General features: G+C 60.3%; 8 protein-coding genes. 7 read left to right on the top strand and 1 reads right to left on the bottom strand.

All coding sequences use genetic code 11. The features are described 5' to 3' along the window. The first annotated feature begins 1 nt into the window (after window position 1). From ACLI4M_RS03650 to tadA, 3 genes are read left to right on the top strand one after another with little or no spacing between them, the layout of a single operon-like run. On the top strand, window positions 2-1,354 hold the full coding sequence (locus ACLI4M_RS03650) for a PTS transporter subunit EIIC (protein ID WP_133623044.1): 1,353 nt from the start codon (window positions 2-4) through the stop codon (window positions 1,352-1,354). 3 nt (window positions 1,355-1,357) lie between these two features. Beyond that, window positions 1,358-1,996 carry a phosphatidylglycerophosphatase C gene (gene yfhb / locus ACLI4M_RS03645; RefSeq protein WP_048915150.1) on the top strand — a complete coding sequence of 213 codons (639 nt, stop codon included), beginning with the start codon at window positions 1,358-1,360 and terminating at the stop codon, window positions 1,994-1,996. A gap of 42 nt (window positions 1,997-2,038) precedes the next feature. After that, a complete protein-coding gene (gene tadA / locus ACLI4M_RS03640; protein ID WP_048915151.1) occupies window positions 2,039-2,533 on the top strand; it encodes a tRNA adenosine(34) deaminase TadA in 495 nt (164 codons plus the stop codon). Window positions 2,534-2,558: 25 nt separating this feature from the next. Here the strand turns inward: tadA and mltF are convergent, their stop codons facing one another. Next, a complete protein-coding gene (mltF, locus tag ACLI4M_RS03635; RefSeq protein WP_048915152.1) occupies window positions 2,559-4,016 on the bottom strand; it encodes a membrane-bound lytic murein transglycosylase MltF in 1,458 nt (485 codons plus the stop codon). Window positions 4,017-4,285: 269 nt separating this feature from the next. Here mltF and purL point away from each other — a divergent pair, with 269 nt between their 5' ends. From purL to glrR, 4 genes are all read left to right on the top strand, one after another. Beyond that, window positions 4,286-8,170, top strand: a complete 3,885-nt coding sequence (gene purL / locus ACLI4M_RS03630; RefSeq protein ID WP_133623045.1) for a phosphoribosylformylglycinamidine synthase — start codon at window positions 4,286-4,288, stop codon at window positions 8,168-8,170. A gap of 585 nt (window positions 8,171-8,755) precedes the next feature. Next, a complete protein-coding gene (locus ACLI4M_RS03625) occupies window positions 8,756-10,186 on the top strand; it encodes a sensor histidine kinase (RefSeq protein WP_133623046.1) in 1,431 nt (476 codons plus the stop codon). Further along, window positions 10,186-10,929 (top strand): two-component system QseEF-associated lipoprotein QseG, encoded by a 744-nt coding sequence (qseG, locus tag ACLI4M_RS03620; protein ID WP_133623047.1) that lies wholly within the window; start codon window positions 10,186-10,188, stop codon window positions 10,927-10,929. Before ACLI4M_RS03625 ends, qseG begins: the two co-directional genes overlap by 1 nt. After that, the gene (glrR, locus tag ACLI4M_RS03615) at window positions 10,926-12,260 is read left to right on the top strand and encodes a two-component system response regulator GlrR (RefSeq protein WP_133623048.1); all 1,335 of its coding nucleotides are present in this window, start codon (window positions 10,926-10,928) and stop codon (window positions 12,258-12,260) included. The genes qseG and glrR overlap by 4 nt, the downstream gene beginning before the upstream one ends. Window positions 12,261-12,343 lie beyond the last annotated feature (83 nt).

The following is a 12,343-nucleotide window of genomic DNA, read 5'->3' as shown; positions in this document are numbered from 1 at the left end:
CATGGAAAAGTCTACCCGGCTGGCGCAGGCGCTGCTGCAGGGCATTGGCGGCGCGGCCAATATCATTAAGCTGGAAAACTGCATGACGCGGGTGCGCGTTGAGGTCAGCGATGAAGGGCTGCTGCAGCTCAACGATTTGCGCCAGCTGGAGGGCGTAAAAGGCTACGTCAAGCAGGGGAGCCAGCACCAGTTTATCGTCGGTCCGGGCGCGGCAGCCAAAGTGGTGGAGGCGATGCGCAGCCTGATGAGCCCTGCGGCGATCGACAGCGTGCGTGAAAACAGAGCGCGGGCTAGGGCGAAATATCATGCTCCGCTCAGTGACGCACTGCGCCAGCTGGCGAACGTATTTATCCCGCTGATCCCGGCATTTATCGCGTCCGGGCTGATCACCGGGGTGATTAACATCATTAAGCGCCCGGATATCGTCGGCGATATTGCAACGCAGTATCCCAACCTTCTCGGACTGGCGGCGATCTTCGGCAGCGCGATTTTCACCATTATGAATATTCTGGTCGGCGTGAACACCGCCCGCGTATTTGGCGGCTCGACCGCGCTGGGCGGCGTGATGGCCGGGATACTCTCCAGCCCGGCGCTGGCAAATATCACGCTGTTTGGGGAACCGCTGGTGCCCGGGCGCGGCGGGGTGATCGCGGTGCTGCTGGTGGTTGCGCTGATGTGCTGGATTGAAAAACGGCTGCGCGCGCGCCTGCCGGAGTCGCTGGAGCTGATCCTCAATCCGCTGCTGACGACACTGATTACTGCCACGCTGGCGATTGTGCTACTGCAACCCTTGGGCGGCACGATCTCCGATGCCATCGCGCACGGGGCCACGCTGGCTATCGATCGCGGTGGCGTGCTGGTCGGGGCGCTGCTGGCGGGAACGTTTCTGCCGCTGGTGCTCACCGGGCTGCACCAGGGGATGGTGCCAATCCACGTGGAGCTGGTGCAGGCACACGGCTCTAACGCGCTGCTGCCCATTCTGGCAATGGCTGGCGTCGGGCAAATTGGCGCATCCGTGGCGGTGCTGCTGAAAACCCGTAACGCACGTTTGAAAAAGCTGGTGAAAGGGGCGCTGCCGGTTGGCATTCTGGGCGTGGGGGAGCCGCTGATCTTCGGCGTCACCCTGCCGCTTGGCCGCCCGTTTATCGCCGCCTGTCTCGGCGGGGCGGTGGGCGGCGCGGTAATCAGCTATGCTAAGGTCGCTACCCTGATCACCTTCGGTCTCTCCGGCTTGCCGCTGGCGCTGACCATTGTGGCTGGAAAAGTGATGATGTATCTGGCAGGCTGGCTGACAGCTGCTGTATGCGGTTTCCTGTTTGCCTGGTTTATGGGCTTTAACGATCCTGAGGAGTAAGGTTTGACATCCAGTCGCCAACGACGCGTGGTATTTTTCGACCTTGATGGCACCCTGCACCAGCAGGATATGTTCGGCACCTTTATGCGCTGGCTGCTCTGGCGCCAGCCGCTTAATCTGCTGCTGGTGGTGCCGCTGCTGCCGGTGATAGGTGCCGGGCTGCTGATTAAGGGCCGGGCAGCGCGCTGGCCGATGAGCCTGCTGCTGTGGTCGATCACCTTCGGCCACAGTGAAGCGCGCCTGCAAGCGCGCGAGCAGCAGTTTGCCCGCTGGTTTCGCCAGCGCGTCACCGCGTTTCCGGTAGTGCAGCAGCGGCTGACGGATTACCTGCGCAGCGAAGATGCCGATGTCTGGCTGATTACCGGCTCCCCGCAGCCGCTGGTGGAGCAGGTCTACTTTGATTCGGCATTTCTGCCGCACGTCAAACTGATCGCCAGCCAGATGGCGCGCGCCCACGGCGGACGCGTACTGGCGATGCGCTGTCTTGGCCATGAAAAGGTGGCGCAGCTGGAAGAGCAGATCGGCACCCCACTGCAGTTATGGAGCGGCTACAGCGACAGCAAGCAGGACAATCCGCTGCTGTTTTTCTGCCAGCACCGTTTTCGCGTGACGCCTGCGGGTGAGCTACAGCAACTGGACTGAACTGGTATATAATGTCGCGCTTTTTTTCTGCCGGAGACTCAGGTGAGCGACAATAACGACGAATTCTGGATGCGCCATGCGCTGACGCTGGCCCAACGCGCCTGGGATGAAGGGGAAGTGCCGGTTGGCGCGGTGCTGGTTCACCACGGGCAGGTGATTGGCGAGGGCTGGAATCGGCCGATTGGCCACCACGATCCGACCGCACACGCGGAGATCATGGCGATCCGCCAGGGCGGCAAAGTGATCGAGAACTACCGCCTGATTGATACCACGCTGTACGTGACGCTGGAGCCGTGCGTAATGTGTGCCGGCGCGATGGTGCATGGCCGCGTCGGGCGGCTGGTGTTTGGCGCCCGCGATGCCAAAACGGGCGCGGCCGGTTCACTGATGGATGTACTGGGCCACCCGGGCATGAATCATCAGGTGAAGATTGAACAGGGGATTTTGGCCGAAGAGTGTGCGGCGCTGCTCAGTGATTTCTTCCGTCAGCGTCGGGCGCAGAAAAAAATCGAGCGGCAGCGACGTTCAGAATCGTAGGGTTCGGGCATGCCCGAACCGTTATTTAATTCATCGCAATCTTCGGCTCGACCGCCGGATAACCCTGGCCCAGTTCGGCTTCCATCGCCGCCTGCTGTGCCAGCTTACGCTCCTGATCCTGCAAATATCCTACCAGGCTTATCTGATACTTACGGATATTCTCTACATAAGCATAGGCTTCGTGGCCACGCGCATAGCCGTAGTTAGTCTGGCTGTAATAGCGCTTCTGGCTGAGCATCGGCAAGCGCATCTTCACATCTGCCCAGCTGTCAGGATTGCCTTTCTGCTTCTCCGTCAGCTTGCGCGCATCAAGCATATGCGCATAACCCATGTTATAGGCGGCCAGTGCGAACCAGATGCGCTCATCCTCCGGGATGGTCGGCGGCACCTTTTCCATCATGCGTACCAGATACTCACTGCCGCCGCGAATACTCTGTTCCGGATCGGTACGATCGGTGACGTTCAGGCTATCGGCGGTGTTACGCGTCAGCATCATCATGCCGCGCACCCCGGTAGGTGAGGTGGCCTGCGGGTTCCAGTGCGACTCCTGGTAGGAGATCGCGGCCAGCAGCTTCCAGTCTATCTCCTGCGCGTACTTCTCAAACAGCGGCTGGATATCCGGCAGTGTCTCATCAATGGCGCGCAGGAAGGTGCGGGTATCGACGTAATCAAAGGTGCCAACGTGACCTAAATACTTCTCGTCGAGGCGCGCCATCGCGCCTTCCTCGCCCATTTGATTGAAGAAGTCGAGCAGGGCGGCGTTCAGGCTGTCATCCGCCTCGCGCTGCATATACCAGGTGACCGGCTCCTCATCGGTGATATCAAACGCCACGGCCAGCTGAGGATGGATACGCTGCATCAGGGCAATAGTGACCGAGTCGCCCACCGTATAGTCGAGTTTGCCGTCGGCCACCGCTTCCAGCTGCGCCTGCGGTGTCTGGTCGGTGGCGATCGCCCAGTCAAGATCGGGATACTGATGCTCCTTCACCGCGCGCAGCGTTGAGAGGTAAGCCGACCCTGACGCTACCGTCAGGCGTCCTTTCAGATCGCCAAGGTTTTTCGGGCGCGGCGCACCGATGCGATACACCAGCTGCTGGGAAACTGAATAGTAGGAAGGACCGGTGCGAAAACGCGCCAGCCGCTCATTGTTATAGATCAGACCGGCCGCCAGCACGTCTGCTTTGTCATCTTCGAGATCGTCAAACAGATCGCTCAGGTTCGGGCGGACGGTGACCTGCAGCTTCACCCCTAAATAATCGGCAAAGCGTTTCGCCAGCTCGTAATCCATACCGGCCGGTGATTTATTGACTGTGTAGTAAGTCAGCGGGGAGTTTATGGTGCTGACGCGCAGCACTCCCCGCGATTTTATCTGCGCAATACGGTCGGTAGAACCGCCGTACCAGGGGATCGAGGGCCACAGTGCAAGCGCAAGCAGCACTGTGATCAGCCCGATCAGCAGATAGTTTAATTTAAGGCGTTTCAAATAGTTATCTCTCGGTGGCTCTCAGGTATCTGTCTTTTATGGCAGTATTTATTGTCTATAATTGGTCCTGAGCGTGGGGCATTTTGCGCAACTCCGCGCTGCTCCGCAACTGAATTCAACTTGATTTGCGCGTTTTTCAGCCAAATCTGCACGGCGATTAATTCTGCGCAAACGGTTTCGTAACGGGTGGGGATTCTCTATAATAGCGCCCGTTTTCCCTGTTGCGCCCAATGAAGCGTCGCCCGGCGCTTCGAGACGAGAGATCTTTAATGATGGAAATTCTGCGTGGTTCGCCCGCTCTGTCGGCATTTCGTATTAACAAACTGCTGACCCGCTTTCAGGACGCTCACCTGCCAGTGAGTGATATTTACGCCGAGTACGTCCATTTCGCCGATGTCAGCGCGCCGCTGAGCGAGGATGAAAAGTCCCGCCTGCAGCGTCTGCTGAAATACGGTCCCTCTCTCGCTGAGCATACCCCGGAAGGCCGTCTGCTGCTGGTGACCCCGCGTCCCGGCACGATTTCGCCGTGGTCTTCAAAAGCGACTGACATTGCCCACAACTGCGATCTGCCGCAGGTGCTGCGCCTTGAGCGCGGCCTGGCCTTCTATGTGCAGGCACCTCAGCTGACGGAAGCACAGTGGGGCCAGCTGGCATTGCTGCTGCACGACCGTATGATGGAGTGCGTGTTTAGCGACACCGCCCAGGCCGAAGCCCTGTTCGCCCATCATCAGCCTGCGCCGCTGCAAAGCGTCGATGTGCTGGGTGAAGGCCGTAACGCGCTGGTGCAGGCCAACATCAAGCTGGGCCTGGCGCTGGCCGATGACGAGATCGACTATCTGCTGGCGGCGTTTGAAAAGCTGGGGCGCAACCCGAACGATATCGAGCTGTATATGTTTGCTCAGGCTAACTCTGAGCACTGCCGCCATAAAATCTTCAACGCCGACTGGGTGATTGATGGTGCGGCGCAGCCGAAGTCGCTGTTCAAGATGATCAAAAACACCTTTGAGAAAACCCCGGACCACGTGCTGTCAGCTTATAAAGATAATGCCGCGGTAATGGAAGGTTCTCAGGTTGGGCGTTTCTACGCCGACCAGCAGGGCAACTACGACTTCCATCAGGAAGAGGCGCATATCCTGATGAAGGTGGAAACCCACAACCACCCGACGGCGATCTCCCCGTGGCCGGGTGCCGCGACCGGTTCCGGTGGCGAAATTCGTGACGAAGGCGCAACGGGGCGCGGCGCCAAGCCGAAAGCCGGTCTGGTGGGCTTCTCGGTCTCTAACCTGCGCATTCCGGGCTTTGAGCAGCCGTGGGAAGAGGACTTCGGCAAGCCGGACCGTATTGTTACCGCGCTGGATATCATGACCGAAGGCCCACTGGGCGGCGCGGCATTCAATAACGAATTCGGTCGCCCGGCGTTGAACGGCTACTTCCGTACCTATGAAGAGCGCGTCAACAGCCACAACGGCGAAGAGCTGCGCGGCTACCACAAGCCGATCATGCTGGCGGGCGGCATTGGTAACATCCGTGCTGACCACGTGCAGAAAGGCGAAATCACCGTGGGCGCCAAGCTGATTGTGCTGGGTGGCCCGGCGATGAATATCGGTCTGGGCGGCGGTGCCGCTTCATCTATGGCCTCCGGCCAGTCGGATGCCGACCTCGATTTCGCCTCCGTTCAGCGCGACAACCCGGAAATGGAGCGTCGTTGCCAGGAAGTGATTGACCGCTGCTGGCAGCTGGGCGAAGAGAACCCAATCCTGTTTATCCACGACGTCGGCGCGGGCGGCCTCTCCAACGCCATGCCTGAGCTGGTCAGCGATGGCGAGCGCGGCGGGCGTTTCAACCTGCGTGACATCCTCAATGATGAGCCGGGCATGAGCCCGCTGGAAGTGTGGTGTAACGAGTCGCAGGAGCGCTACGTTCTTGCGGTGGCGCCGCAGAGCCTGGCGCTGTTTGATGCGCTGTGCAAACGCGAGCGCGCGCCCTACGCGGTGATCGGTGAAGCCACCGAAGAGATGCACCTTTCGCTGGCGGATAGCCATTTCGACAACACGCCGATTGATATGCCGCTCGACGTGCTGCTGGGTAAAACCCCGAAAATGACCCGCGATGTCACCACGCTGAAAGCCAAAGGCGAGGCGCTGGTGCGTGATGATATCAGCATTGCCGACGCGGTAAATCGCGTGCTGCACCTGCCAACCGTGGCGGAAAAAACCTTCCTGATCACCATCGGCGACCGCTCGGTTACCGGCATGGTGGCGCGTGACCAGATGGTGGGTCCGTGGCAGATCCCGGTCGCCAACTGCGCGGTGACCACCGCCAGCCTCGACAGCTATTACGGTGAAGCGATGGCGCTGGGCGAACGCGCTCCGGTTGCACTGCTCGACTTCGCCGCCTCCGGTCGTCTGGCCGTTGGCGAAGCGCTGACCAACATCGCCGCGACGCAGATTGGTCCGCTGACGCGCATCAAGCTGTCGGCAAACTGGATGGCCGCAGCCGGTCACCCGGGTGAAGATGCCGGTTTGTATGAGGCGGTGAAAGCGGTCGGTGAAGAGCTGTGTCCGGCGCTGGGGATTACTATCCCGGTCGGTAAAGACTCGATGTCGATGAAAACTCGCTGGCAGCAGGGCACCGAGCAGCGTGAGATGACCTCGCCGCTGTCGCTGGTGATCACCGCCTTTGCCCGCGTGGAAGACGTGCGTAAAACCGTCACGCCGCAGCTGCAAACCGTGGATAACGCCCTGCTGCTGATTGACCTCGGCAAAGGCGTGAACGCGCTGGGTGCTACCGCGCTGTCACAGGTTTACCGTCAGCTGGGCGATAAGCCTGCCGACGTGCGTGACGCGCAGCAGCTGGCTGGCTTCTATAATGCCATCCAGGCGCTGGTGGCCGACGGCAAACTGCTTGCCTACCACGACCGTTCCGACGGGGGTCTGCTGGTGACGCTGGCAGAGATGGCCTTTACCGGTCACTGCGGCGTGGCAGCCGATATTGCCGTGCTGGGCAGCGACAGCCTGGCCGCGCTGTTTAACGAAGAGCTGGGTGCCGTGATTCAGGTAGCCGCCGCCGATCGCGCCGCGGTGGAGCAGGTATTTGCGGCGCACGGCCTGGCGGAGTGCGTCCACGTGCTGGGCAAGGCGGTGGAAGGCGACCGCTTCACCATTACTTCCGGTGACGCTGTGGTCTACAGCGAAAGCCGTACCACGCTGCGTACCTGGTGGGCAGAAACCACCTGGCAGATGCAGCGCCTGCGTGATAACCCGAGCTGTGCCGATCAGGAACACGAGGCGAAGAAAGACGACCGCGATCCCGGCCTGAACGTGGCGCTGACCTTCAAGCCACAGGAAGATATCGCTGCACCGTACATTGCTACCGGTGCGCGCCCGAAAGTTGCGGTGCTGCGCGAGCAGGGCGTTAACTCCCACGTTGAGATGGCTGCCGCCTTCCACCGCGCGGGCTTTGATGCGGTTGACGTGCATATGAGCGACCTGCTGGCCGGTCGTCGTGGCCTGGATGACGTGCAGGCGCTGGTTGCCTGTGGCGGCTTCTCCTACGGCGACGTGCTGGGCGCGGGGGAAGGCTGGGCGAAGTCGATTCTGTTTAACGCCCGCGTGCGTGACGAGTTCGAAACCTTCTTCCATCGTCCGCAGACCCTGGCGCTGGGCGTGTGTAACGGTTGCCAGATGATGTCCAACCTGCGCGAACTGATCCCGGGTAGCGAAGAGTGGCCGCGCTTTGTGCGTAACCAGTCCGAGCGCTTTGAAGCGCGCTTCAGCCTGGTCGAAGTGGCTGCCAGCCCGTCACTGCTGCTCGACGGTATGGTTGGCTCGCGTATGCCAATCGCGGTCTCGCACGGCGAAGGCTTCGTGGAAGTGCGCGATGAAGCGCACCTCGGCCAGCTGGAGCATAAAGGCCTGGTGGCGCTGCGCTTCGTCGATAACTTCGGCAAGGTGACCCAGCAGTATCCGGCGAACCCGAACGGCTCACCTAACGGCATTACGGCGGTGACCAACGAAAGCGGCCGTGTGACCATCATGATGCCGCACCCGGAGCGCGTCTTCCGCACCGTCAGCAACTCCTGGCACCCGGCAGAGTGGGGCGAGGACAGCCCGTGGATGCGTATCTTCCGCAATGCGCGTAAGCAGCTGGGCTAAGCCTGTGCGGGAGCGTTAAATAACAACCGGTCTCTGGCAGACCGGTTTTTTTTCGCCCCTGTCTGGCCCATTGTCGGCCCTGTTGCAATTTCACGACAAACCCACTGTTGAAGTGTCGTGAATAGGTGACACGTAACCCATTGATTTACCTATGCGCCTGCGTTTTGTCTGATTGGTGTCGTTAAATGCAGACAGTTTTTCAGACCAGTTGGTCAGGAAGTGCGCTTATAAGGCTGGCGATAACCTTAAAAAGTGCCGTTTTAGAGGGGGTTAACGTGCTTATTGCAATGTTGGCACGGCAATTGCTATACTCTGTGCAGTGGCTCATTCACCTGGTTATGAAAGCCCTGCGCAAGCGGCGAGCTCATAACATCCAGAATGATGCACAATACGGTGCCTGCCGTCCACCCCCCCGATAATCGTTCACCCTGTGACGTTATCAAGCATCGGACGTAACGTTGAGTTAGGCACCACCTCTTCAGATGGCCGGTTCTTTGAACCGGCCATCGTCATTTCTGGCGTAGCACTTTCATCCCGTCGCACTCTCCGTTAGCATCACGCTACCTTATGCAAAGAGAATCTTCCGTGAAGAGATGGCGTCTGTTCCCCCGCTCTCTGCGCCAGCTGGTGCTGATGGCCTTCCTGCTGGTGCTGCTGCCGCTGCTGGTGCTGGCATGGCAGGCCTGGGAAAGCCTGTCGGCGCTCAGCGAGCGTGCGGCGGACACTAATCGCACGACGCTAACTGACGTACGTCGCAGCGAGGCGATGGCGCGCACCGCGCTGGAGCTGGAGCGCAGCTATCGTCAGTACTGCGTGCTTGATGACCCGATGCTGGCCCGCCTGTATCAGACGCAGCGCAGCCGCTATTCCCAGATGCTGGACGCCCATGCGCCGGTGCTGCCGGATATGCGTACCTACCAGAATCTGCGGCAGAATCTTACCCAGCTCAGACAGATAAAATGCCTCAACAGCAGCCCGGTAAAAGCCGCGGGCGATGTGCTGGAGTCATTCTCCGCCGCCAACAGCCAGCTGGTAAAAACCACGCGGGAGGTGGTGTTTTCCCGTGGCCTGCAGCTGCAGCGCGAAATTGCCGATCGCGGCCAGTATTTCGGCTGGCAGGCATTGATCCTGTTCCTGCTCAGCCTCGGCCTGGTCCTGCTGTTTACCCGCATGATTATTGGCCCGGTGAAAGCGGTCGAGCGCATGATCAACCGCCTGGGAGAAGGGCGCCCGCTCGGGCAGAGCCTGGCGTTTAAGGGACCGCGTGAAATTCGCTCTCTGGCCCAGCGTATTCTCTGGCTGAGCGAGCGGCTGGCGTGGCTGGAGTCGCAGCGCCATGAGTTCCTGCGCCATATCTCCCACGAGCTGAAAACGCCGCTGGCCAGCATGCGTGAGGGCACGGAGCTGCTGGCCGATGAGGTGGCCGGCCCGCTGACCGCCGACCAGAAAGAGGTGGTCAGCATTCTTAACGACAGCAGCCGCCACCTGCAAACCCTGATTGAACAGCTGCTGGACTACAACCGCAAACTGGCAGACGGGCCAGTGGAGATGAGCGACGTGGCGCTGCGGCCGCTTATCGACCAGCTGGTTTCCACCCACAGTCTGACGGCGCGAGCTAAGCTGATTGATACGGCGATTGATCTGCAGGCGGCGAGCTGCCGTGCAGAGCCGACTTTGTTACTGCGTGCCATCGATAATCTTTACTCCAATGCGTTACACTACGGTGCAGAATCAGGAAAAATCTGGATCCGCAGCCGCCAGCAGGGCAACCACGTCACCGTTGAGGTGGCGAACACCGGCACCGCGATCCCGGAAGCCGAAAGGGCGATGATTTTTGAACCGTTCTTCCAGGGCAACCTGCAGCGCAAAGGCGCAGTTAAAGGCAGCGGGCTGGGGCTGAGTATCGCTAAGGACTGCGTGCGTCAGCTGGAGGGCGATCTACAGCTGGTCGACAGCGATGAGGCTGATGTCTGCTTCCGCATTGAATTGAATACTACCGCCGGGAAGAAACACTGATGCGCTTAACACTTTTTTCTGCCAGCGTTCAACAAAGCCTGGGCAGAATGTTGCTGGCAGCACTGCTTGGGCTGAGCCTGACTGGCTGTAGCCAGACCGCGCCGCCAACCGTGGTGAAGGGCCTGCCCAGCCATCTCAGCGAACCTGAGAGCAAAATTGTCGATTTCCAACGCGTGGACTGTGAGCACATCTGGTCCTGGGTCGATGTCACGGCGGTCAATAATCCGCTGTACTGGCTGCGCGCGGTGGACTGCGCGGTGCGGCTGTCTCCGGCCGATGCGCGCGCGCAGGCTAAACGCTGGCCGGACGACAGCTGGCACGGCGCCTTCAAACAGGCCGTTTTGCTGAGCAATGGCAATATTACGCCGCTCGAGCGCCGCGCCTATCTGCAGCGGCTGGACAGCTACAGCTACGATTATCCCTCTGCGGTCCGTCCGCTGCTGATGCTGTGGCGCGAAGGGCAGGGTTCATTACTGCAGCTGTCGCAGGAGCGCTCGCGCTATGCCAGCCTGCAGGAGAGCAGCGATGCCCAGCTGGACGCGCTGCGCCAGCAGCAGATGGCCGTCAATAAAGAGCTGGCAGTGACGCGACGTAAGCTGGACACGCTGACCGACATTGAGCGCAAGCTCTCAGCCCGCCGTTCGCCGGATGCTGCCGACAGCAGCAGCCACGGCGCGGATAAAAGCGCACCGGACGACAACACGCCGGCGGATATCAAATCAGAGGATGATGCCAACCCATGATAAAAAAATCGGCCCGCCTGCTGCTGGTGGATGACGACCCCAGCCTGCTGAAGCTGTTGGGGATGCGCCTCAGCAGCGAAGGCTTTAGCGTGACCACCGCGGTAAGCGGGCCAGAAGCGCTGCGGGTGCTCAACCGCGAAAACATCGATCTGGTGATAAGCGACCTGCGTATGGATGAGATGGACGGCATGGCGCTGTTTGTCGAGATCCAGAAGCTGCAGCCGGGCATGCCGGTGATCATTCTCACCGCGCACGGTTCGATCCCGGATGCGGTCGCCGCGACCCAGCAGGGCGTTTTCAGCTTCCTGACTAAGCCCGTCGATCGCGATGCGCTATATAAAGCCATTGATGAGGCGCTGGCACATCGCGCCCCGGCCAGTGATGAAGCCTGGCGCGAAACCATCGTCACCCGGAGCCCACTGATGCTGCGCCTGCTGGAGCAGGCACGCATGGTGGCGCAGTCGGACGTCAGCGTGTTGATTAACGGGCAGAGTGGCACGGGTAAGGAAGTGCTGGCGCAGGCCATCCACGCCGCCAGTCCGCGCGCGGGCAAGGAATTTATTGCCATCAACTGCGGCGCACTGCCGGAGCAGCTGCTGGAGTCAGAGCTGTTTGGTCATGCCAAAGGGGCCTTTACCGGTGCGGTGAGCAGCCGCGAAGGGCTGTTCCAGGCCGCCGAGGGTGGCACGCTGTTCCTCGATGAGATTGGCGATATGCCGCAGGCGCTGCAGGTTAAGCTGCTGCGCGTACTGCAGGAGCGCAAGGTGCGCCCGCTCGGCAGTAACCGCGATCTCGATATCAACGTGCGCATCATCTCCGCCACCCACCGTGACCTGCCAAAAGCGATGGAGAAGAAGGAGTTTCGCGAAGATCTGTTCTATCGTCTTAACGTGGTGAATTTAAAAATTCCGGCGCTGCATGAGCGCGCGGAGGATATCCCGCTGCTGGCGAACCATCTGCTTAAGCAGTCGGCGGAGCGGCATAAACCGTTCGTGCGCAGCTTCTCAACCGACGCCATGCGCCGGTTGATGGCCGCCAGCTGGCCGGGCAACGTCAGGCAGCTGGTGAATGTGATTGAGCAGTGCGTGGCGCTGACCTCCGCCCCGGTGATTAGCGAAGCGCTGGTCGAGCAGGCGCTGGCCGGAGAAAACACCGCGCTGCCGACATTTGTGGAAGCGCGCAACCAGTTCGAACTGAATTATTTGCGTAAGCTGTTACAGATGACCAAAGGGAATGTCACCAATGCGGCACGCCTGGCCGGACGCAACCGCACTGAGTTTTACAAGCTGTTGTCGCGTCACGAGCTGGATGCTGCCGATTTTAAAGAGTAATTTCTGTGCCGCTCCGCTGCCCAGTTATGGTAGTTTAGCTGCCTGAAAAGAGAGACGGACCGCGCAGCGTGACCTGTCCGGCA

This window comes from Erwinia sp. LJJL01, assembly GCF_047300805.2.
In the GTDB taxonomy this organism is placed as follows: Bacteria; Pseudomonadota; Gammaproteobacteria; order Enterobacterales; family Enterobacteriaceae; genus Erwinia; species Erwinia aphidicola.
The sequence above is the reverse complement of the archived record's forward strand: the minus strand, read 5'-3'. Positions and strand labels throughout refer to the sequence as shown.

What these genes read in the sequence shown, in the direction of transcription:
- ACLI4M_RS03650 (WP_133623044.1), top strand. Translation starts at nt 2, where the DNA reads ATGGAAAAGTCTACCCGGCTGGCGCAGGCGCTGCTGCAGGGCATTGGC.
- purL (WP_133623045.1), top strand. Translation starts at nt 4,286, where the DNA reads ATGATGGAAATTCTGCGTGGTTCGCCCGCTCTGTCGGCATTTCGTATT.
- qseG (WP_133623047.1), top strand. Translation starts at nt 10,186, where the DNA reads ATGCGCTTAACACTTTTTTCTGCCAGCGTTCAACAAAGCCTGGGCAGA.
- glrR (WP_133623048.1), top strand. Translation starts at nt 10,926, where the DNA reads ATGATAAAAAAATCGGCCCGCCTGCTGCTGGTGGATGACGACCCCAGC.